Source organism: Bradyrhizobium sp. UFLA05-125 (assembly GCF_059803515.1).
Map to the genome: position 1 here is coordinate 19066 of NZ_JBANBJ010000054.1, position 21890 is coordinate 40955.

Consider the following 21890-nt stretch of genomic DNA (forward strand, 5'->3'; position numbering starts at 1 on the left):
CTTCTCCGCCGGCATGGTCTCAGACCGGATGCATCGCCGCGATTACCTCGGAGGTAGGATTTCGCACATGGCTGCATTCCGCTGCGCGGGAGACGGCGCGATTGCCTTCGCATGCGCGAGCACGTAGCCTTCCGGCCCTAACAAACAGAAAATTCAGCCGGAGAGAACGCCATGGCGCGCCTGAAGTTCGGAGCCTTCCTTGCCCCGCATCACCCGATTGGGGAACATCCGATGCTGCAGTTCCGGCGCGACCTCGACTTCGTCGAGCAGCTCGATGCGCTCGGCTATGACGAGTTCTGGTGCGGCGAGCATCATTCCTCCGGCTGGGAGATGATTGCATCGCCGGAGATGTTTTTGGCGGCGGCCGGCGAGCGCACCAAGCGCATCGGGCTCGGCACCGGCGTCGTCTCGCTGCCCTATCACCATCCGTTCAACGTCGCGCAGCGCATGGTGCAGCTCGACCACATGACCGGCGGACGTGCGATCTTCGGCTCCGGCCCCGGCGCGCTCGCCTCCGACGCGCATACGCTCGGCATCGACCCGATGACGCAGCGCGACCGCCAGGACGAGGCGATCGCGATCATCCGCCGTCTCTTCAACGGCGAGCGCGTCACCGCCAGGAGCGACTGGTTCACCATGAACGACGCCGCGCTCCAGCTCCTGCCGCTCCAGGAGGAGATGCCGTTCGTCGTGGCCTCGCAGATCTCGCCCTCCGGCATGACGCTCGCCGGCAAATACGGCATCGGCATCATCTCGCTAGGCTCGATGACGACGCAGGGATTAATGTCGCTGCGTCAGCAATGGGAATTCGCCGAGGATGCCGCGAAAAAGCACGGCACCAAGGTCAATCGCGCGGACTGGCGCGTGCTGCTGACCTGGCACATCGCCGAAACCCGCGAGCAGGCGCGCCGCGAGGCCGGCGCCGGGCTGATGCGCTGGCACAATGAATATAATGTCGGCACGCTGCAACGGCCGGGCCTGACCGCCTTCTCCTCGCCCGACGAGGCCGTGGACAAGACGGCCTTCGTCGACGGCGCGGCCTCGACCATCGGCACGCCCGATGATCTCGTCAAAACCATCAAGAACGTGATGGAGGTGTCCGGCGGCGTCGGCGCCGTCATCGGATTCGTGCACGACTGGGCCAATCCGGAAGCCACGCGCCGGAGCTGGGACATGGTCGCGCGCTACGTGGTGCCCGAGATCAACGGCTATGTCGACGGGCTTCGCAAGTCGCAAAAATTCGTGATCGAGAACCGCGCGATCTTCGAACGCGCGGGACAGGCGGTGATGGCCAAGATCATGGAGAACGAGAAGGCCGCCGAGGCCTTGAAGCAAACCGGCCTCGGCCGCGTCGCGATCCCCGCCGTCAATGCGCCGGATCTGCAGAAGGAGGCGGCAAAGCAGCGGGGATAGGTCCGCGCTGCAAGCCGGTTCGCGCCGACTCGAGGACACATCCTTTTGCCTGGGCTTGTGCTATGCTGCGCGTTCGGCCAACCGGAGCAACCGCATGTCGATGCAGAATGTGGCCTCGCCTGAGCTCGGCTTCGCGTCGCCCAAACGCAACCAGTTGAAGCATATCCCGGGCGACGAGGGTTGGCCGATTATCGGCAAGACATTCGAGGTGCTGGCCGATCCCAAGGGCAATGTCGAGGCGTGCGCCGCGAAATACGGTCTCGTCTATCGCACCCACACTTTTGGCCAGACCAACGTCATGCTGCTCGGACCCGAGGCCAACGAGTTCGTGCTGTTCGACCAGCAAAAGCTCTTCTCATCGACCCATGGCTGGAACCGCGTGCTTGAACTGCTGTTCCCGCGCGGCCTGATGCTGCTCGATTTCGAAGAGCACCGCCTGCACCGCAAGGCACTCTCGGTAGCCTTCAAATCCGGGCCGATGAAGTCCTATCTCACCGACCTCGACAAGGGCATCGCGGCGCGGATTGCGCAATGGAAGGCGAAGCGAGGGGTGATGCAGCTTTACCCGGCAATGAAGCAGCTTACGCTCGATCTCGCCGCGACGTCGTTTCTCGGCGCCGATATCGGACCGGAGGTCGAGGACATCAACCGGGCCTTTGCCGACATGGTGGCAGCCTCCGTCGCCCCGATCCGCCGACCGCTGCCGGGCACGCAGATGGCGCGCGGCGTGGCCGGGCGAAAGCGTGTCGTCGCCTATTTCCGCGAACAGATTCCGCTCCGCCGCGCCAAGGAAGGCGGCGAGGACCTGTTCTCGCAGCTCTGCCACGCCACGCACGAGAACGGCGCGCTGCTCTCCGAGCAGGACATCATCGACCATATGAGCTTCCTGATGATGGCTGCGCACGACACTTTGACCTCGTCGCTGACATCCTTCATCGGCGCGCTCGCGGCGTACCCCGATTGGCAGCAGAGGCTGCGCAGCGAGGTGTTTGCGCTCAGGCTGGCCGCCGACGCGCCCATCGGCTTTGATGATCTGGAAAAAATGCCGCTGTCGGAGATGGCGTTTAAGGAGACGCTACGGATCAGACCGCCAGTGCCGTCGATGCCGCGCCGTGCCATGCGCGATTTTACTTTCAAGGGGTATCCGATTCCCGCTGGCACCGCGGTCGGCGTCAATCCGCTCTACACGCACTATATGAAGGATGTCTGGCCGGAGCCGGATCAGTTCGATCCTTTTCGCTTCACCGAGGACGCGCAGCGCAACCGCCACCGCTTCGCCTGGATACCCTTTGGCGGCGGCGCGCATATGTGCCTCGGCCTGCACTTCGCCTACATGCAGGCGAAATGCTTTGCGCGGCACTTTTTGCAGAACCTCGAGGTATCGCTGGAGCCCGGCTACAAGCCGGACTGGCAGATGTGGCCGATCCCGAAGCCGCGAGACGGATTGCGGGTTGTGGTGAGACCGGTGTGAATTCGTAGGGTGGGCAAAGGCGCGGAGCGCCGTGCCCACCACTTCTCGCGGATGGATAATTGGTGGGCACGCTTCGCTTTGCCCACCCTATTAATTCCTTCGCTGTGTCTCGCTGCCTCGCCTTCCGGTATACGCCGCCTCGCGATCACAATTTTGGCACCTTCAGCGACAAAGACTCCCACTGGTCGCTCCAGCCTACCCGTGGGATGTTCCTGTTTTCGAATGATTTAAGGCCAATTGACCGGCACCGCGCCGCGTGGCCGTTCCAACGGCCAATAGTCCCGCCTGCCAATGCTGGGGCAAGCTATGCTTGCGCAGGTGGCCTTTGCATCGCCCTCATTTGCAGCCCGCCTTTCGCGTTCGCTTTGCGGTTGAACGGCAGATGATGAAACTGGTCGAGGAATTCCGAAAGGGCTGGCTTGGCATATCGCCGCCTTCGCTGGCGCTCAGCGTCGGCTTTGGGGCGATCTGTCTCGTGCTCGCGACGCTGGTGCGCTGGGGCCTCGCCCAGGTACGGCCGGACATCTTCTTCACGCCGTATTTTCCAGCCGTGTTCTTTGCCGCCGCATTCGGCGGCTTGCGCGTCGGGGTCATCACCGCGCTGATCGGCGGCGTGCTCGGCGTCAGCCTCAATTTCGGCGACGTCCATGCCGACCGCGCGCGCTTTGTCCTGCTGGTGCTGTACTGGGCCGTCAGCGCGCTCACCATCTGGGGCGTCGAGCACTATCGCTCGCTGCTCATCGAGCAGCGCCGTATCTCCAAGCGCCTGATCGAGGAAGAGGAGTATCGCAAGCTCCTGGTCGACGAATTGCAGCACCGGCTGAAGAACAAGCTCTCAACCGTGCATGCGGTGCTGCATCAGGTGCTGCATGACCAGCCGCAGGTCTGGGCCCGCATCGATCCACGGCTGCGGTCGCTGGCGGCAACCGACGATCTGATCGCGCGGGTCGACAATTCCGGCTGCGACATCCGCGACCTTCTGATCTCCGAGCTCGGCCCTTACGGCCATGTCCGCTTCACGCTGAACGGCGAGCGGCTGTACCTGCCGGCAAAGCTCGCGGTCACGCTGTCGCTGATGTTTCATGAGCTCGCCACCAACGCGAGCAAATACGGCGCCTTCTCCGCCTTGCGCGGCCTGTTGATGGTGTCGTGGACCGTCTCCGACGATCGCCTCACTATCACCTGGGACGAAACCGAAGGACCCAGCGTCGACAAGGTCTCGGCGCCGGGCTTCGGCACCAAATTATTGAAATCGGCGCTCATCGCCTTCGACGGCAAGACCGAGATCTCATACTTGAAGAGCGGCGTTCATTGCACCATGCAATGTCGCATTCCCAAATCCTGACACTCCGGCCGCGAAGCGAAAGCAGCCCGCGCGCATCCTCGCAGTTTTCGCACGTGCCGTTGATACTCTGTTAATGACGATGGCTGCCGCGCGTGCCGGCGCGAACAGGTTGTGGAAACCACACCCGTATTTCCGCGTATCCCTTAACCAAAACTAAGAGGGACTTCGGCAAGATCGCGCCATTACAAAGCCGCGTCCGAACAACAAGATTCATGAATTCTATGAGCGACAGCAAATACTCCGGCGCGCCTGATGCCGAGCTCGGATTTCTCAAGGAAATCGTTAGAATGCTGCCTGTCGGCGTGACCGTGCAGGACGCCCGCGGCGACCTTATTCTGGTTAACGATGCCGCCGCCCGCCATCTCGGCATGGATGGCAGCCGGCCGACGCCAGACCTGAGCCAGCGCCGGGAAGCCTGCCAGCAGGCGATGCAGGCCGGCCAGCCGGTGGTGGCCGAGGAATCCGTCCATAACGGCACCGCGCGCCAGGTCCTGCTCACTACCCATCGCCCGGTCCGCCTTGGCGGCCGCGATCTGCTCATCTCCTCCTCCTCCGACATCACCGAGCAGAAGAATTTCGAGGACCAGCTGTTTCGCTCGGCCTACTTCGACGAGCTCACCGGCCTGCCCTCCCGGCGCGTGATCGAGCATCGCGCCAACGGCATTCTGGCGCGCGAGGGCAGCGGCGAGCGTTTTGCACTCGCCTTCCTCGACATCGACAATTTCAAGCACATCAACGACTATTACGGTCATTCGGTCGGCGATGCGCTGCTGGTCGAGCTATCGAAGCGGCTCGGCCGCGACCTGCGCGAGACCGACATGCTGTCGCGGATCTCGGGCGACGAATTCCTGCTGCTGCTCTCGCCGATCAAGAGCGAAGAGGAGGTCGCCGAATTCATCCAGGCGACGCTGAAGCGCCTCACTGCGCCCTTCTTCATCGACTCCTCCGAAATCTTCGCCTCAACCTCGGTCGGCGTCAGCCTCTATCCCGATCACGGCCGCTCCTTCGAGGTGCTGCGCCAGAATGCCGACATCGCGATGTACCGCATCAAGAACGATGGCAAGGGCTCCGCCGCGTTCTTCGATTCCGGCATGGAGCGCGAGGCGCTCGCGCGCATGAAGATCGAGCAGTCGCTGCGGCTCGCCATCCTCGAGAAGCGCTTCTGCTGCGCTTTCCAGTCCAAGGTCGACATCCGCACGCAGGCGGTAAAGGGCATCGAGGCCTTGGTGCGCCTGCGCGACGACGAGGGTGTGATCCAGGCGCCGGGCTCGTTCATCAACCTCGCGGTCGAGCTCGGGCTGATCGACGATCTCACCCATCTCGTGCTGGCCGAGATCGTGAGGTCCATCGACCTGATCAACGACACTTTTGGCGCGGACGCCAGCATCAGCATCAACGTCGCCGCCAAGCAGGCGGGCAATCCCGAATTCATGCGCTCTTTTGCGCGGGCGCTGGACGAGACCGGCTTCCCGAAACGCTTCATGATCGAAGTGACGGAGGACGCCTTCGTCGCCACGAATCTCTTTCAGTCCGAGATCCTGCCGATGTTCCGTAAACTTGGCGTCGGCATCTCCATCGACGATTTCGGCATCGGCTTTTCCTCGCTCTCGGCGCTTGCCGACATCACCGCCGACGAGATCAAGATCGATCGCTCCTTCATCACCGACATCCATAAACGTCCGCGCAGCCAGGGCATCTTGCGCGCGATCGAATCCTTGAGCGAAGCGCTGGGCATGACGGTCATCGCCGAAGGCCTCGAATCCTATGAGGAGCTGGCCTATCTCCAGGCCGCGACCAAGATCCGCTACGCGCAGGGCTATTATTTCGCCCGCCCGATCTTCCTGGAGGAGCTGAAGCTCGCAACGCCCTCGGCCAGCGAAGCCCGCGTCAGCATCGCAAGCCGCCCGGCGCAGCAGAACCGGCAGGGCTATTCGCGGGCGGGTGGATACCGGCGGTAGGGCGCAAGCGCGCAACATTCTCCGTGTCGTCCTAGCGAATGCCAGGACCCATCACCCGAGCGAGGCGTTGTGGAGCGAAAGGCGGTGACCACGAGTCTTCGCCAAACCACTCCCTGGAGTAATGGGTCGTGGATCTGCGCTCCGCTACGGGACAGCGCTGCGCTGTCCAGGACAACGTTCTGAGGCGACCATGGCGCAGCGCGCGGCAGGCTTAGAAATGACGCAGACCTTGCATGCGCGGTGTTGGGCGGAAGGTTGAATTGCAATGTTCGCCGCGCTGTGCAAACCGCTATTGCCCAACAAAATGAAACAGGAGGGACCATCTTGCGTTTATCGGTCATCATAACAACAACCATAGCAACAACGATTCTTGGCCTCGCCGCGGCCACCACAGCGCGCGCAGATGATCTCAAGGTCGCGCTGATCTACGGCAAGACCGGACCGCTGGAGGCTTACGCCAAGCAGACCGAGACCGGCCTGCAAATGGGTTTTGAATACGCCACCAAGGGTACGATGACGCTAGACGGTCGCAAGATCGTCATCATTACCAAGGACGACCAGGGCAAGCCGGATCTTGCCAAGGCCGCGCTCGCCGAGGCCTATCAGGACGACAAGGTCGATATCGCGATCGGCACGACGTCGTCGGCCGCGGCGCTCGCGATCCTGCCAGTTGCCGAAGAGAACAAGAAGATTTTGATCGTCGAGCCTGCGGTTGCGGACCAGATTACCGGCGAGAAGTGGAATCGCTACATCTTCCGTACCGCGCGCAACTCCTCGCAGGACGCGATCTCCAACGCGGTCGCGATCGGCAAGCCGGGCGTCACCGTCGCGACGCTGGCGCAGGACTACGCCTTCGGCCGCGACGGCGTCGCCGCCTTCAAGGAGGCGCTGGCCAAGACCGGTGCGACGTTAGCCGCGGAAGAATACGCCCCGACCTCGACCACCGACTTCACCGCGGTTGGCCAGCGCTTGTTCGACGCGCTGAAGGACAAGCCGGGCCGCAAGGTGATCTGGGTGATCTGGGCCGGCGCCGGCAATCCGCTGGCCAAGCTCCAGGACATGGATCCGAAGCGCTACGGCATCGAGCTCTCTACCGGCGGCAACATCCTGCCGGCGCTCGCGGCCTACAAGGCGCTGCCCGGCATGGAAGGCGCGACCTACTACTACTATGACATTCCGAAGAACCCGGTGAACGACTGGCTGGTGGCCGAGCACCAGAAGCGCTTCAACGCGCCGCCGGACTTCTTCACCGCGGGCGGCTTTGCCGCTGCGATGTCCGTCGTCGCCGCCGTCAACAAGGCGAAATCGACCGACACCGAGAAGCTGATCACGGCGATGGAAGGCATGGAGTTTGATACGCCGAAGGGCAAGATGGTGTTCCGCAAGGAAGACCATCAGGCGCTCCAGAGCATGTATCACTTCAAGGTCAAGGTCGATCCGAACGTCGCCTGGGCCATCCTCGAGCCGGTGCGCGAGCTGAAGATCGAGGACATGAACGTTCCGATTCGCAACAAGCGCTGATTTTTCCTGCTTCACCTCTCCCGCTTGCGGGAGAGGCCGGGAGAGGGTTCTGTCCTCTTGGGGGTTCTCGCCTGCGGAAACACCCTCTCCCCAACCCTCCCCCGCAAGCGGGGGAGGGAGCGCAGTGTGATCGTGGATGCGTCCCAACCCTATCATTCGCTAGATTGCCAATGACGCTGACTCTCGAAACTCGCGACCTGACCATCCGCTTTGGCGGCCACGTCGCGGTCAACAATGTGAGCTGCAGCTTCCGCCCGGGCGAGCTCACCGCCATCGTCGGGCCGAACGGCGCCGGCAAGACCACCTATTTCAACCTGATCTCGGGCCAGTTGCGCGCGTCGAGCGGCAGCATTTTGTTCGACGGCACCGATATCACGCAGCACTCGGCGCCGCTCCGCACCCGTGCTGGCCTGGGTCGCGCCTTCCAGCTTACCAACCTGTTCCCGAACCTGACGGTGGAAGAGAATGTCCGTCTCGCGGTGCAAGCCGCGGACGGCACTCACTATGACATGCTGCGGCCCTGGATGGTCCGGCGCGACCTGATCGCGCGCGCGGACAGCATCCTCGACCAGGTCGCGCTCGGTGGCCGCCGCGGCGTCGCCGCAACTGCGCTCTCGCATGGCGACCAGCGCAAGCTCGAGGTCGCGCTGATGATCGCGCTGGAGCCGAAGGTCTTCATGTTCGACGAGCCGACCGCGGGCATGAGCATCGACGAGGTGCCTGTCGTGCTCAATCTCATCGCACAGCTCAAGCAGGACAGGAGCAAGATCATCCTCCTGGTCGAGCACAAGATGGACGTGGTGCGCTCGCTCGCCGACCGCATCATCGTGCTGCATAACGGGCAACTCGTCGCCGACGGGCCGCCGGCCGAGGTGATCGCTTCCCCCATCGTGCAGGAAGCCTATCTCGGCGTCGCACCCAAGAAAGCTGCAGAGGGCGCGGCATGACTGAGCTTTTAAGACTTTCCGGCGTGCATACCCATATCGGGCGCTATCACATCCTCCAGGGCATCGACCTCGTGGTCGCCCAGGGCCAGACCACCATGCTGCTCGGGCGCAACGGCGCCGGCAAGACCACGACGCTGCGCACCATCATGGGCCTGTGGCAGGCCTCCAGGGGCGAGATCAGTCTCGCCGGCGAACGCATCGAGGGCCGCGCCACGCCAGATATCGCCCGGCTCGGCGTCGGCTACGTGCCGGAAAGCATGGCGGTGTTCTCCGACCTCACGGTGAAGGAGAACCTGGTGCTGGCGGCGCGTGACGGCCCGCTCAACGACGCCCAGCTCGACTGGATCTTTGGCTTCTTCCCGGCGCTGCGCCGCTTCTGGCTGTCGCGCGCCGGCAGTCTCTCGGGCGGGCAGAAGCAGATGCTCTCGATTGCGCGCGCCATCATCGAGCCGCGCAAGCTTCTGTTGATCGACGAGCCAACCAAAGGCCTGGCTCCCGCCATCGTCATGGCGCTGATCGAGTGCCTGAAGGAGATCAAGCGCAAGGGCGCGACGATTCTCCTGGTCGAACAGAATTTCTTTGCCGCCCGCGAGCTCGGCGACAATGTGCTGGTGATGGACAACGGCACCATCGTCCATCGCGGTGAGATGGCGGCGCTCGCCGCCGACGTGCCGCTCCAGGAGCGGCTGCTCGGCCTGAGCCTGGAGGCGCATCAGTGACAGACCTTGCCGCAACCGATCCGCTGCCGAAGCCCAAGCGCGACATCGCGCCGATCCTGCTGCCGATTGCGCTCGCACTCGCCATGATCCCCTTCGTCGGTTCGACCAGCTCCTGGCTGACGCTGACCGTCGCGAGCCTCGCCATGGGCATGATGATCTTCATCATGGCCTCAGGGCTGACGCTGGTGTTCGGCCTGATGGACGTGCTCAATTTCGGCCACGGCGCCTTCATCGCCGTCGGCGCCTATGTGGCGACGCTCATCCTGCTGCCGTTCGCGGCCGCGATGCAGGCGGATTCGCTTCTGATGAACCTCGCGGTGCTGGCGCCTGCCGCGCTGCTTTCTATGGCGGTGTCCGGCGCGCTCGGCCTCGTCGTCGAGCGCGTCTTGATCCTCCCCGTCTACGGCCAGCACCTGAAGCAGATTTTGATGACGACCGGCGGCCTGATCGTCGCCGAGCAGACGCTTTATGCCGTGTGGGGCCCACAGATCATCCCGCTGCCGCTGCCGACCTCACTGCGCGGCTCGTTCATCATCGGCGATGTCGCGATCGCAAAATACCGACTGCTCGCGATGCTGGTCGGCCTCGTCGTCTTCATCGCGATCCAGCTCGTGCTCAACCGCAGCAAGCTCGGGCTCCTGATCCGCGCCGGCGTCGAGAACCGCGAGATGGTGGAGGCGCTCGGCTATCGCATCCGCCGCCTGTTCCTCGGCGTGTTCATGACGGGTTCGGCGCTTGCCGGCCTCGGCGGCGTGATGTGGGCGCTGTATCGCGAGCAGGTCCATGCCTCCATGAGCGACGATCTCACCGTGCTGATCTTCATCGTCGTCATCATCGGCGGGTTGGGCTCGATCGGCGGCTGCTTCATCGGCGCGCTTCTGGTCGCGATGGTCGCCAATTACGGCGGCTTCCTGGTGCCGAAACTCGCCCTCGTGTCCAACATCCTGTTGATGGTCGCCGTTTTGATGTGGCGGCCGCGCGGGCTCTACGCGGTGACCAGCCGATGATGATCCTGTCAGGCGACCCGCCGCGGAGCCGCGTTCTCACCCTCATTCTCGTCGTCATCATCCTGGCGCTGGCGGCAACGCCCTATCTGTTTCCCGGCGCGAAAGCGATGAACGTTGCGGCCAAGATCTGCATCTTTGCCGCCTTGGTCGCCTCCTACGACCTGCTGCTCGGCTACACCGGCTCGGTGTCGTTCGCCCACACGATGTTCTACGGCATCGGCAGCTACGCGATCGCGATCGCGCTCTATTCCATGGGGCCGAACTGGGGCGCGGTGGCAACCGGCATCGTCGTTGGCCTGCCGCTCGCGGCGCTGCTGGCGCTTGCGATCGGATTGTTCTCGCTGCGGGTCGCGGCGATCTTCTTTGCCATGATCACGCTTGCGGTCGCCTCGGCCTTCCAGGTGCTGGCCTCGCAGCTCTCCTGGCTCACCGGAGGCGAAGACGGGCGCAGCTTTCAATTGCCGGAATTGCTGCGGCCCGGCACCGTGCTGATCCCGAAGAGTCTTGCAGGCTTCGAGTTCAATGGCCGGACCCTGACCTTCTACCTCGTCTTCATTGCGTCGGCCCTGATGATCCTCGCGCTGCTGCGCGTGGTGAACTCGCCGTTCGGCCGCGTGCTTCAGGCGATCCGCGAGAACCGGTTTCGCGCCGAGGCACTCGGCTTCCGCACCGTGTTCCATCTCACCTACGCCAATTGCCTGGCCGCTCTGGTCGCCGCCAGTGCCGGCGTCTTGAACGCGCTCTGGCTGCGCTACGCCGGACCCGACACGTCGCTGAGCTTCTCGATCATGCTGGATATTCTTCTGATGGTCGTGATCGGCGGCATGGGCACGATCTACGGCGCGATCATCGGTGCGACCATCTTCATCCTCGCGCAAAACTATCTGCAGTCACTGATGGGCGTTGCCTCGAAGGCCGCGGCCGACGCCGGCCTGCCGCTGCTGCCGGGCCTGTTGCACCCGGATCGCTGGCTGCTGTGGCTCGGGCTGCTCTTCATTGCCAGCGTTTACTTCTTTCCGACCGGCGTGGTCGGACGTCTGCGCAATGCGGGCGCGAAGAAGGCGTGACACCTCACGGGTTAAGCTGTCATTAACGATGCGGCTGCGCCGGCTTCGTCTGTGCAGCGCGCAACCTTGAAGCGACGGCGCATGATTCAACGCTTGCCAAACCGGCTAAGGCCTTGTGGTAACCGATTAAAGCTTGGGTAACCGGCTTTCCTAAGGTTTGGGCCATTTGTGCACAGTAAGCCTATTCCCCAGGGGAGGGGGAATGCGCCGGATGTCGTCCACGATCACGAGCAGAATATTCGCGGCCGCAAAGGGCGGCTGGGACGCTGCCGTACGGCGCGGACCCGTGCTGTGGCTGACACTGTGCGGCGCGCTGCTGGTGGCCGGCATCTTCGTCGTCACCACCGTGGTGATCGGCGACTTCCGCGAGCGCGCGCTCGTCAATAACGAACGCGAGCTGGAGAACACAGTCCTCCTGCTGACTCGCCATTTCGATCAGCAGTTCGAAGATTCCGAGACCGTCGCCGTCGATCTGATCACGCAGATGAACCTGCCGGACATCGCCTCGCCCGAGATCTTCCGCGAGCGCATGTCGAGCGATGAAGCCCATCGCATGCTTGCGAACAAGATCAGTGCCGTGAACTATCTCGGCGACATCGCGATCTATGACACCAACGGCGACCTCATCAACTGGTCGCGAAACGAACCGCTGCCGAAGGTCAACATCTCGTCACGGGCTTATTTCCAGACGTTCAAATCCAACCCTCAGTCCGAGCCGGTGCTGCTCGAGAGCGTGCGCAGCCTGATCATCGGCAAATGGACCACGGTGGTGGCGCGCCGGCTGACGAGCCCGCAAGGCGAGCTCCTCGGGATCATGGTGCGCCGGATCGATCCTGCGAGCTATCAGAAATATTTCTCCTCCGTCGTGCTCGGGAGCGGCGCGGCCATCTCGCTGTTCGACCGCAGCGGAACGATGCTGGCGCGCTATCCGCACGTCGACGAGCTGATCGGAAAGAGCTACGCCAAAGCGCCGTTGTTGCAGAAGATCGCAGCCGAGGGCGGCCGGCAGACGGTGCGGATCGAGAAAAGTCCGATCGACGGTCAGGGACGCCTGGGCGCCGGCGCGCCGCTCGTGCATTTCCCGATCATCATCATCGCAACCAATACGATGGAATCGGCGCTTGCGGACTGGCGGGAGCAAACCCGCTTCTTGATCATCACGGCCACGCTGGTGGCGACGATCATCGCACTCATCCTCTATTTCATCATCCGCCAGATCAGCGGCCAAAATCGCGAGACGCAAGCGCGGATCGAGTCCGAAAGGCTGCGGCTCGACACCGCCCTGAACAACATGTCGCAAGGCCTGATCCTCTACGACGCCACTGGACACATCGTCACCTGCAATCGGCGCTATGCCGACATGTTCGGCCTGTCCCCTGATGTCATCAAGCCCGGCTGCCACATCCATGAGGCGATGTATCATCGCAAGGAGCGCGGGACGTTCGACGGCAATGTCGAGGAGTTTTGCGCCAGCGTCATGAAGATCGTCGCCGAGGGCAGGGTCTCCACGAGGATCCATGAGTTCTCGAACGGCCGTGCCTTCCAGGTCATCAACACCCCGCTGGCACAGGGTGGATGGGTCGCCACGATCGAGGAGATCACCGAGCGGCGCAATCTCGAGCAGGAGCGCGACCGCAACTACACTTTCCTGCGCGAGATCATCGACCATATCCCTTCGCAAATCACCGTGAAGGATGCCCACACGCGGCAATATCTGCTGGTCAACCGGATTGCCGAGGAGGTGTTCGGGGAATCGGGCACGACGATCGTCGGCAAGACGGCTTTCGACATTCTCCCGATGGCAGACGCCGAGGCCGTTACCCGCGACGACGACAGTCTGCTGAAGTCGCCCGAGGGCCTGATCCTGGGTGAGCAGGCCTGGGAAACGCGGACCGGCGGCCACCGCTACGTCATCTCCAAGCGCATCGGCATCCCCGACAAGGCCGGCGAGCCCCGCTACATCATCAACGTCATCGAGGACGTGACCGAGCGTCGACGCGCCGACGAGAAGATCGCGCATCTGGCGCATTACGATGCGCTGACCGACCTGCCGAACCGGGTGCTGTTCCGAGAGCAGATCGAGCGCGAGCTCGAAAAGGTCGCTGGCGGCGAGCAGTTCGCGCTGCTTTATATCGACGTCGACGAGTTCAAGGGCATCAACGATTCGCTCGGCCATCATGTCGGCGACGAGCTGTTGAAAGCGGTCGCGGCCCGCATCCGCACCTGCCTCAAGCCAGGCGACCTGATCGCGCGGCTCGGCGGCGACGAGTTCGCGGTGATCCAGACGGGGATCCAGACAGCCGCAGACGTGCTGGCCTTCGTGACGCGAATCCACGAGGCGATCCGGCGGCCCTGCCATTGTCTCGGCCATCAGCTATCGACCGATGCCTCGATCGGCATCGCGCTGGCGCCCCAGGACGGCACCGATCTCGACCAGCTCATCAAGAATGCCGACCTCGCGATGTACGGTGCCAAGGCGGAGGGACGCCGCACCTATCGCTTCTTCGTGCCGGCGATGGATGCCTGCGCCAAGGCGCGACTTGCCATGGAGCAGGACCTGCGTCAGACCCTGGTCGATGGCGGCTTCGAGCTTCACTATCAGCCGCTGGTGAACTTGCGCTCCGGCGAGGTCTCCGGCTGCGAGGCGCTGCTGCGCTGGCGTCACCCCGAACGCGGCATGGTCTCTCCGGCCGAGTTCATTCCCGTGGCCGAGGACACCGGCCTGATCAACGAGCTCGGCGACTGGGTGCTGCGCACGGCCTGTACCGAGGCCGCAAGCTGGCCCCGGCATGTGCGGCTTGCCGTCAACGTGTCGCCGGTGCAGCTCAAATGCGAGACCTTGGCTCTGAAGATTGCCGGCGCGCTCGCCGCCTCCGGCCTCGATCCGTGCCGCCTCGAGCTCGAGATCACCGAGGCCGTGCTGATCCGCGATGACGAGGCCGCGCTCGCGATCCTGCATCAGCTCCGCTCGATCGGCGTGCGCATCGCCCTCGACGATTTCGGCACCGGCTACTCCTCGCTGAGCTATCTGAAGCGCTTCCCGTTCGACAAGATCAAGATCGACCGCTGCTTCGTCGCAGACATCGCGGAGAAGGGCGGCGCGCCCGTCATCGTTCAGGCCGTGGTCAACATCGCCAGCGCCAGCAACATGACCACCGTCGCCGAAGGCGTCGAGACCGAGGCGCAGCGCGAGATGCTGCGCGCCCTCGGTTGCACGGAGATGCAGGGCTATCTGTTCAGCGCGCCGAAGGCTGCGGGCGAGGTGCGAAAACTGTTCAGGCCGCGCAGCGCGCAAGTGGCGGCGGTGGCCTGAAGATGGCGAAGCCCGCCTCTCCCAGACATTTCGATGTTGCGCATTCCTATGCCGTGCGGCTGATGCAGCATCTGGTCGTTCCGACCTTCGTGATCGACCCCAAGCGTCGCGTCGTGATCTGGAATCGTGCCTGCGAGCGCCTGACCGGCGTTGCCGCCTCCGAAGTGATCGGCACGAGCAAGCACTGGCAGGCCTTCTACGAGACGAAGCGCTATTGTCTTGCCGATCTCGTCGCGCTCGACCTGCCCGAGCAGCTGCCGGAACTCTATTCCGAATACGCCGCCCGCGGGCATAACGGGCTCGGCTTCGGCGCCGAGAACTGGTGCATGATGCCGAAGCTCGGTAATCAGCTCTATCTCGCGATCGACGCCGGACCGATCCACGACGAGGCCGGCAATCTGATCGCGGTGGTCGAAACCCTGCGCGACCTGACCGACCAGAAGCGCGCCGAGATGGCGCTGAAGGAGCTCGCCAGCAAGGACGGGCTGACCGGGCTCTCCAATCGCCGCTCCTTCGACCAGATGCTGATGACCGAATGGTCGCGCGCACAGCGGACGCAGCTGCCGCTCTCGCTGCTGTTCGTCGACGTCGACCATTTCAAGCTGTTCAACGACCTGCACGGCCACCAGACCGGCGACGAATGCCTGCGCGCGGTCGCCAATGTCGTCCGCAGCCACGCCGTGCGCCCGCTGGACCTTGCGACCCGCTATGGCGGCGAGGAATTCGCGATGATCCTGCCGGAGATGAGTTGCGAGGCCGCCTGCGCCCTCGCCGAGCAGATCCGCTGCGCGGTCATGGGCTTGGGGATTACCCACGGCGCGGAAGGCGCCGGCGAACACGTCACGCTCAGCATCGGCGTCGCAAGCCACGTCCCCGGCGAGCGCGATAACCGCCCGGACCGGCTGCTCGGAGCAGCCGACCAGGCGCTCTATGCCGCCAAACGGCTGGGCCGCAATCGCGTCATCTCCGCCGAAGCCATGCTGGCCGAATTCGCCCGCCCCGATCGCGGGATCCGGGAGGTTCCGGCCCAGGCGGCGCGCCGGTCCGGCCGGGCCTGACACAGGCGTCGAGCGGAGGTTGCCGACCCCGCGGCAATCAGCTAAATGAGGCCTCGCTGCACCCGTAGCTCAGCTGGATAGAGCGTTGCCCTCCGAAGGCAAAGGTCACACGTTCGAATCGTGTCGGGTGCGCCATTCCACGATTTAATCCGAAATTGCTGGCGAAGGGGCGCGCCGAACACTGAGCCGCTGGTCGCTGCATGCGTCAACTTGCGCCGGGGGGTGTATCATCATCGGCTTTCCGTTCACGGGCCGTCAGCCACTCCGTCCCGACTAGAACCAAGATTGTCCCCACTACTGTGAGAACAAATGAACTCAGCGATATGAGTTCGTGGGAATAAACCTCCGAGCCGATAAGGTAGATCGTGAAAAAGATGCCGATTCGCGCGCATTGCCATGCGGCCGATAGAAGCGGGCGCTCGGGCAAGTGGCTACGATATTCGTCAATTGCTAGTCCGGCGATGGCCACAAAGGCACCGCCCACCCAAGCAAGGAAAAGCCAGGGCAGCAAAGGCCATAGATCCAACTTTGATGTCATGGACGCACGCTCTACGAAGGCGAATATCCGTATTTTGACGTCGGCGGACTTACAGAGGTTCAGGTCGGAATTGTCAACAGTCGGCATATCACGTCGATCCCCGGACTGATCGAAAAGGAACGCTGTCGAAGGGTACACGAACCACCCTGCGATACCGGGGAGCGCATGACGCGTAGCGTAAGATCGCGGGGCTTCGCGTGCTTGCCGATCTCAGCGCTTCGCGGGTTGCAACATCAAAGCGCCACGGCGAGGCAATAGTGCCCATCTTCATCGTCCGTGGCGCGCCACTCTACGATTTTTCCCGACAAAGCAACCGCGGATGCGCGCGGAGTGCTGCCGCTTGGCTGCGGAAGGGCGGATTGCGCTTCGCTAATCCGCCCTGAGGCCCTGCACGAGAGCGATGAGAATCATGACCGCGCCGACGGCACTGCCGGCGAAGCCGATGATCACCTCACCAAATGGAATGTCGTACCGGGTCGTAAAGCTATAGGGTATCCAGGCTGCGGCGATGATCCCGAAGCCGACCGCGAGCTTGATCACTGGTCTCATGGACGCATCTCCGAAACAACAACACAACTCCGCTTGCCTGCCGAGCATCACTCCACCGGCTGACAGACCGAGGACTTTCGGTCGACGATCATGTCGGCCCAGTCTTGGCGCGGGCTGCAATACATCACTTCGTCACCGCCGCGACAATCGTTGCGCCCCGCCGTGACGTCGCCGATCCGGACAAACAGATAATTGCCGACCTCGATGAGGCGGATCGTGCACCGGGGCGTTCCGTCCTCAGCGAGGTCGCCGGTCCCAAGCAGGAAGCCCACGTCGGACTCGATGGGCTTGAGATCGCCGAGGTCGATCATGCAGCCCTGGTCCACGCCAGACCTGGAGGTTGATTTCTGCGCGAGTGAAAACTTGTGCATGGCTCCGTTGGCCAAGGCGAGCGCAAGCGTATACTTGTAGGTGTAACCGAAACGCTTGTCGGTCTTGGTCGCCGCACAACTCAAATCGATATTCGAATTGGCGAGCGTTGAGTGGTTCTCACCGAGATCGACACTCACCTCAGGTCCGCCTTCGGGCTTGTGCCATAGCCCTGTCCAACGCCCTTGCGCGACCGTACCGGCAAAAACGCCGGTGCTCTTCTGTTGCTTGGGATCGTCCAGGGGAAACTCTTCGAGCGTGAATGCGCCGTCGGCATTCAGTTTTCCCTCGAGCCTGATCTGCTTTCCGACGCGCAGGTAGACATACCAGCCGTGTAACTTGCCGTTGTCATTGGTGAGGCTCAGCATCACCGGCGCCTTGCCGATCGTGCCCGAGAGCAAAGCAGGCTCTGCCAACACCACCGTTGGAGCTGCAAACACGATCATGAAACTCAACAATTGCCACAATCCGCGGCAGCGATCTCGATCGGGATTCATCAGCTCTTCTTTCCTAGCTCGATCTGTTCAAGCTTGATCGAGGGGTCGGGCTTGGTCTTCTGAAGACTGTACGATACGACGCCTTGATGCATTCCGCCGTTCTTGACGATGAAAAGCCCGTCGAGAAGGTAGGAGCCGTTGCGGTAGGAGAAGTCCTTGCCCGCGACGATCTCGGACTCGCTTGGCTCGTCCGGCGTAGACTTCAGGTATACGACCAATTGTCCGTCGTCCGCACTTGCCTGAAGCGGGGCGGCGTCGGAGCCGGAGCGTTCAATCGTGATTTTCAGGGCGATGACCTTGTTGACGTGATCGTCGACGAACTGCTCAAACTCCGGATAGGTGCTTTCGGTCAGCATTCCCAAAAGTTGTGGGATCTTTCGTTCGGCGGCCTGTGCAGGATTGGCCGTAGCGAATGCAAGGATCAAGGCAATCATAGCCATCGGGCATCGCATGAATTTCACGTTCCTTAGCTCACCTTATTCACGAGTAGAATGATTGACGACATCGCGACGTTACCGCGCCGAGCCACGCGATGAAAAGCCAATTTGGTCGCTGCGGCTGCTTCAACCGTCATGCGCCGGCCGATCGGCAATGACGACCCGGTCCGTTTCCGAGATCGGCACGTTCGTCTTGATCGCCGCCGTCACGCCGTCGCTCGCCGAGGCATGGACCGTGACGACCCGCTGGACGTTGTTGGTATCGAGAAGAACGAGCGGTCGTGCCCCCGAATTCTTTGGCAGTGTCAATCTGTGCCTTGCGACGATTTGCTCGCCATAGCGCAGCGCGGTGGCGGGTACCGTCATGGAGTCTTTCGCATCTGCCGTGATGATCCGGACGGAGGCCGTCATGCCCGGCAGCAGCCGTCGATCCTTGTTCGTTGTCGCAATCTCGACGATGTAGGTGACGGCGGAAGCGGTGCCTGCTTTGTTGCCGAACAGCGCTTCAGAGCCGGTCCGGATCTGTTTCACTTCCCCCTTGAACTGCTCGCCGGGATAAGCCGCGACGGTGAAAGCAACGGGCTGTCCCATCCGCAGATGGCTGACATCATTTTCGTCGATGGTGGTTTCGATCTGAACTTCCGTCAGATCCTGAGCGATGAAGAACAGGATGGGGGGATCGACATTGGTCGACACGGTCTGCCCGACATCGACGGCTTTCCACACGATGGTGCCGTCGACCGGCGACCGAATCCGTGTGCGATCGAGATCGATTTTGGCGCGCTGCTCGCGTGCTGCCGCCTGCTCATGGGCCGCGTCAACGGAATCTTTTTGGGCTTCGGCCGCGATGACAGTCGCGCGCGCGGCAGCCAGGAGGGCGGATACGCGATCGAGTTCGCTTTCCGCCTGGTTCAATTTGGCTTTGGCGATGTCGCGGGCGGCTTCGGAGCTCTGCAGTGCGACGAGGGTCGCAAAGCCGCTCTTTTGCAGGGTGAGCTGGCGGCCCCGGGCCGTTTCGGCCAGTTGCAGCTCAATCTTCGCCGTCGCGACGGCAGCCTCAGCGGCGGCCTGCTGGGATAGCGCGGCCGCAAGTTCCGCTTTGTGCAGTGTGATCTGGGCGTCCTGCATGCGAAGTTGGGCGGATGTCGCAGCGAGTTCGGCCGTCGCACGGCGAAGTTCGGCACGCTGGGCCGAGTCTTCGATTTGCGCCAGGAGATCGCCCTTTCGAACATCGGAATTGAAATCGACGGGAATATGGCTCAGCGTTCCGCCTTGAAGCGTGCTCACCCGAACGATGCTGACAGGACGGACGTTTCCGCTCGCCGAGATCGTGCTGGTCACGTTGCCGCGTCCCAGCGGCACGGTCACGAGTTCGATCTGCGGCGCGACGCCAGCCTTGTTGTGCGCGTAGAGAGCGCTGCACGTGAGCCCGAGGCCCACCGCCAGTGCGACGAGGATATATCGCCGCCGTCGCCGCGACGGCGGCGGGACCATAGGATCGATCTGCGTCACCAGATCAGCCATTGCGTATCTCTTTCTTGTTGATTGATTGGGCGGGTCTCGATCATCTCGTTCAGCGTCATCCAGGGCGTCGCAGAGCTGCGAGCGGGCTCAGTCTCGCCGCCTGTCGCGCCGGAAGCAGCCCGGACAGTACGCCGACCAGGGCCGCGCCAATGGGGGCCACCACGACGAGACTTGCGGCGACTTGAAACCGAAGCCCCGCGAGCTGGGCTGCGAATGTGCCGCCAGCAACCCCGAGGCCCGCTCCGGCGAGACCGCCGATCGTTGCCAGGATCGCCGCCTCGATGAGAAATTGAACGAGGATATCGCTGCGTCGTGCACCCAACGCCTGTAGCAGGCCGATCTGCCCGCTGCGCTCCGCAACGGCAACCAGCATGATGTTGGCGATTCCGACGCCACCGACCAGCATGGTCGTGACCGCGGTCACAGCCAGAAACAGACGAATGGTGTCCATGATGGCGCTTTCCGCGCGAGCGCTCGCTGCGAGATCGACGACCGCGAAATCGTTCGAATCCTGTGGCGCGATGCGATGCTGTTCCCGCAGCGCCAGTCTCACATCCGTGCTAATGGCCGCCTTGGCCAAGGGATCCGCAAGATCGATGAGCAGGGCATCGACTTTGTTCGGGGAGTTCTTGTCGGCACCGAGAAGCCTGAATCGCGCAGTCGAGAACGGCACGAAGCCGGACTCGTCGATGTTCCACCCTCCGAAACTGCCGATTGGCTGCAGGATGCCGACAACCCTAAGCAAGGCCTGTCCAACCTTGATCTCGGCGCTTCCGTCCACAATGAGCGCGTCCGCATCCTTCCCGAGAAGAATGCGCGCGGCGCGAACCCCAAGCACGATAAGCTTTTCGCTGGCGGCTTCATCGGCGGTTCCAAGCCATCGCCCCGCGCGCATCTGAAAGCGAAGTGCCTGCCCGAATGGTGGTGGACTGCCGATCAAGGCGAGCTTGCCGTTGCCGCCTGGCCCCAATGCGACTTGCTCGCCTTGCAACAGAGGCACGGCGCCGGCAACACCGGGAATGGTGGCGATAGCGACGGCGTCGGCCGCGGTCAGCGTCGTCGGGAGCTTCCGATCCGCGCGGTGATCTTGTGCTGGAGGGCGAGGTTCGACCACCAGGAGGCGCGTGCCGAGCGCCGCCATTTCATCGGAGACCGCAGAGCGGAAACCCGCGCCGATGCCGGCAAGACCGATGAGCGAGGCGACGCCTGCGGCGAGGCCGGCCATGGTGAGCAGGCTTCGCAACGGCTTAGCGCGCAGCGCGGTGATCGCACCGGAGATATGTGCTTTCATCATGCCGCATTCTCGAGGAGTGGGTCGGATCGTCCGTCGTTCACCACGCGTCCGGCATGAAAACGGACGAGCCGCCCTGCACGCCTCGCCGAATCGGCGTCGTGCGTGACCAGGACAACGGTGAGCCCGCCGGCATTGAGGCCCTCGATCAGATCAAGCACCTGCGCCTTGTTGTCGGGGTCGAGTGCCGCCGTCGGTTCGTCGGCGAGCAGGATGGAAGGTTCGTTCGCGAGCGCGCGGGCGATCGCGACTCTTTGCTGCTGCCCGCCCGAGAGCTGATACGGCCGCCGGTCATGAAGTTGGGCGAGGCCGACCCGTTCGAGACATGCCATGGCCCGGTCCCTGCGTTGGTGCTTCGGCTGCCTCGCATAGATCATCGGCTGAACGACGTTGTCGAGGACGCTCAAATGACCCAGCAGCTGGAAGGATTGAAATACGAATCCGAGCCGATGCGTGCGCAGCCAGGCCAGTTGGTCGTAGTCTAGGCCCGCGATCGGGATTCCGCATAGCCGATAGTCCCCTGACGTCAGCGTGTCGAGACAGCCGGCGATGCCGAGAAACGTGGATTTGCCAGAACCGGAGGGACCGACCGTGGCGACGAATTCACCGACGGCGATCGAGACATCGAGACCATCGAGCGCGGCAACGCTGCCTCCACGGCCGTCGGCATGGATTTTGACGACACGGCGCATCTCGATTGCCGGAGCGACACCATTTGCGCGCAACTCAGCCGTCATGCATTGATCGCCTGGCATTGAATTGTCTCGTGTACGTAGGACATACGGATCATCGCAGTCGGTTGCTCGCCCCTTTGTTTGAGACAGCAGCGAATGGGTTCACTCGCGGCAGCACGACATGGCCAGCGA

The 21890-nt window shown here is 63.0% G+C and carries 18 protein-coding genes and 1 tRNA gene; 12 read left to right on the plus strand and 7 right to left on the minus strand.

Going from position 1 to position 21890, the window contains the following annotated elements; translation table 11 throughout:
- Positions 1-171: 171 nt before the first annotated feature.
- From SO156_RS32935 to SO156_RS32990, 12 genes are all read left to right on the plus strand, one after another.
- Entirely contained in the window at positions 172-1413 is a 1242-nt protein-coding gene (locus SO156_RS32935) for an LLM class flavin-dependent oxidoreductase (protein ID WP_498537669.1), read from the plus strand.
- Positions 1414-1507: 94 nt separating this feature from the next.
- The gene (locus tag SO156_RS32940; RefSeq protein ID WP_498537670.1) at positions 1508-2884 is read left to right on the plus strand and encodes a cytochrome P450; all 1377 of its coding nucleotides are present in this window, start codon (positions 1508-1510) and stop codon (positions 2882-2884) included.
- 382 nt (positions 2885-3266) lie between these two features.
- Positions 3267-4229: a sensor histidine kinase gene (locus SO156_RS32945; RefSeq protein ID WP_498537671.1), complete on the plus strand. Its 963-nt coding sequence runs from the start codon at positions 3267-3269 to the stop codon at positions 4227-4229.
- Positions 4230-4450: 221 nt separating this feature from the next.
- Positions 4451-6187, plus strand: a complete 1737-nt coding sequence (locus tag SO156_RS32950) for a putative bifunctional diguanylate cyclase/phosphodiesterase (protein ID WP_458150760.1) — start codon at positions 4451-4453, stop codon at positions 6185-6187.
- A 324-nt stretch (positions 6188-6511) separates the two neighbouring features.
- Positions 6512-7708, plus strand: coding sequence for a substrate-binding domain-containing protein (locus SO156_RS32955; RefSeq protein ID WP_458150761.1), 1197 nt, complete (start codon positions 6512-6514; stop codon positions 7706-7708).
- A gap of 170 nt (positions 7709-7878) precedes the next feature.
- Positions 7879-8655, plus strand: a complete 777-nt coding sequence (locus SO156_RS32960; protein WP_498537672.1) for an ABC transporter ATP-binding protein — start codon at positions 7879-7881, stop codon at positions 8653-8655.
- Positions 8652-9374, plus strand: coding sequence for an ABC transporter ATP-binding protein (locus SO156_RS32965; RefSeq protein WP_458150763.1), 723 nt, complete (start codon positions 8652-8654; stop codon positions 9372-9374). Before SO156_RS32960 ends, SO156_RS32965 begins: the two co-directional genes overlap by 4 nt.
- Entirely contained in the window at positions 9371-10381 is a 1011-nt protein-coding gene (locus SO156_RS32970) for a branched-chain amino acid ABC transporter permease (RefSeq protein WP_458150764.1), read from the plus strand. Before SO156_RS32965 ends, SO156_RS32970 begins: the two co-directional genes overlap by 4 nt.
- Positions 10378-11448 carry a branched-chain amino acid ABC transporter permease gene (locus tag SO156_RS32975; RefSeq protein ID WP_458150765.1) on the plus strand — a complete coding sequence of 357 codons (1071 nt, stop codon included), beginning with the start codon at positions 10378-10380 and terminating at the stop codon, positions 11446-11448. The genes SO156_RS32970 and SO156_RS32975 overlap by 4 nt, the downstream gene beginning before the upstream one ends.
- A 202-nt stretch (positions 11449-11650) precedes the next feature.
- Positions 11651-14761: a bifunctional diguanylate cyclase/phosphodiesterase gene (locus SO156_RS32980; protein ID WP_498537673.1), complete on the plus strand. Its 3111-nt coding sequence runs from the start codon at positions 11651-11653 to the stop codon at positions 14759-14761.
- 2 nt (positions 14762-14763) lie between these two features.
- Positions 14764-15819: a GGDEF domain-containing protein gene (locus SO156_RS32985; protein ID WP_498537674.1), complete on the plus strand. Its 1056-nt coding sequence runs from the start codon at positions 14764-14766 to the stop codon at positions 15817-15819.
- 58 nt (positions 15820-15877) lie between these two features.
- Positions 15878-15954 (plus strand) — tRNA-Arg (locus tag SO156_RS32990).
- 70 nt (positions 15955-16024) lie between these two features.
- Here the strand turns inward: SO156_RS32990 and SO156_RS32995 are convergent.
- The 7 genes from SO156_RS32995 to SO156_RS33025 form a co-directional block, all read right to left on the minus strand.
- Entirely contained in the window at positions 16025-16444 is a 420-nt protein-coding gene (locus SO156_RS32995; RefSeq protein WP_498537675.1) for a hypothetical protein, read from the minus strand.
- Between the two features lie 282 nt (positions 16445-16726).
- Positions 16727-16906, minus strand: coding sequence for a hypothetical protein (locus SO156_RS33000; protein ID WP_498537676.1), 180 nt, complete (start codon positions 16904-16906; stop codon positions 16727-16729).
- A gap of 47 nt (positions 16907-16953) precedes the next feature.
- Positions 16954-17772 carry a hypothetical protein gene (locus tag SO156_RS33005; RefSeq protein WP_498537677.1) on the minus strand — a complete coding sequence of 273 codons (819 nt, stop codon included), beginning with the start codon at positions 17770-17772 and terminating at the stop codon, positions 16954-16956.
- Positions 17772-18212, minus strand: a complete 441-nt coding sequence (locus SO156_RS33010; RefSeq protein ID WP_498537678.1) for a hypothetical protein — start codon at positions 18210-18212, stop codon at positions 17772-17774. The genes SO156_RS33005 and SO156_RS33010 overlap by 1 nt, the downstream gene beginning before the upstream one ends.
- 123 nt (positions 18213-18335) lie before the next feature.
- The gene (locus SO156_RS33015) at positions 18336-19733 is read right to left on the minus strand and encodes an HlyD family secretion protein (protein ID WP_498537679.1); all 1398 of its coding nucleotides are present in this window, start codon (positions 19731-19733) and stop codon (positions 18336-18338) included.
- 55 nt (positions 19734-19788) lie between these two features.
- A complete protein-coding gene (locus tag SO156_RS33020; RefSeq protein ID WP_498537680.1) occupies positions 19789-21027 on the minus strand; it encodes an ABC transporter permease in 1239 nt (412 codons plus the stop codon).
- Positions 21024-21761: an ABC transporter ATP-binding protein gene (locus SO156_RS33025; RefSeq protein ID WP_498537681.1), complete on the minus strand. Its 738-nt coding sequence runs from the start codon at positions 21759-21761 to the stop codon at positions 21024-21026. Before SO156_RS33025 ends, SO156_RS33020 begins: the two co-directional genes overlap by 4 nt.
- Positions 21762-21890: the final 129 nt, after the last annotated feature.

Coding starts and splice junctions, on each gene's coding strand:
- SO156_RS33010 (WP_498537678.1), bottom strand. CDS start 18,212: ATGGCTATGATTGCCTTGATCCTTGCATTCGCTACGGCCAATCCTGCA.
- SO156_RS32975 (WP_458150765.1), top strand. CDS start 10,378: ATGATGATCCTGTCAGGCGACCCGCCGCGGAGCCGCGTTCTCACCCTC.
- SO156_RS32950 (WP_458150760.1), top strand. CDS start 4,451: ATGAGCGACAGCAAATACTCCGGCGCGCCTGATGCCGAGCTCGGATTT.
- SO156_RS32935 (WP_498537669.1), top strand. CDS start 172: ATGGCGCGCCTGAAGTTCGGAGCCTTCCTTGCCCCGCATCACCCGATT.
- SO156_RS33020 (WP_498537680.1), bottom strand. CDS start 21,027: ATGATGAAAGCACATATCTCCGGTGCGATCACCGCGCTGCGCGCTAAG.
- SO156_RS32995 (WP_498537675.1), bottom strand. CDS start 16,444: ATGCCGACTGTTGACAATTCCGACCTGAACCTCTGTAAGTCCGCCGAC.
- SO156_RS33005 (WP_498537677.1), bottom strand. CDS start 17,772: ATGAATCCCGATCGAGATCGCTGCCGCGGATTGTGGCAATTGTTGAGT.
- SO156_RS33015 (WP_498537679.1), bottom strand. CDS start 19,733: ATGGCTGATCTGGTGACGCAGATCGATCCTATGGTCCCGCCGCCGTCG.
- SO156_RS33000 (WP_498537676.1), bottom strand. CDS start 16,906: ATGAGACCAGTGATCAAGCTCGCGGTCGGCTTCGGGATCATCGCCGCA.
- SO156_RS32980 (WP_498537673.1), top strand. CDS start 11,651: ATGCGCCGGATGTCGTCCACGATCACGAGCAGAATATTCGCGGCCGCA.
- SO156_RS32960 (WP_498537672.1), top strand. CDS start 7,879: ATGACGCTGACTCTCGAAACTCGCGACCTGACCATCCGCTTTGGCGGC.
- SO156_RS32940 (WP_498537670.1), top strand. CDS start 1,508: ATGTCGATGCAGAATGTGGCCTCGCCTGAGCTCGGCTTCGCGTCGCCC.
- SO156_RS32985 (WP_498537674.1), top strand. CDS start 14,764: ATGGCGAAGCCCGCCTCTCCCAGACATTTCGATGTTGCGCATTCCTAT.
- SO156_RS33025 (WP_498537681.1), bottom strand. CDS start 21,761: ATGACGGCTGAGTTGCGCGCAAATGGTGTCGCTCCGGCAATCGAGATG.
- SO156_RS32965 (WP_458150763.1), top strand. CDS start 8,652: ATGACTGAGCTTTTAAGACTTTCCGGCGTGCATACCCATATCGGGCGC.
- SO156_RS32945 (WP_498537671.1), top strand. CDS start 3,267: ATGATGAAACTGGTCGAGGAATTCCGAAAGGGCTGGCTTGGCATATCG.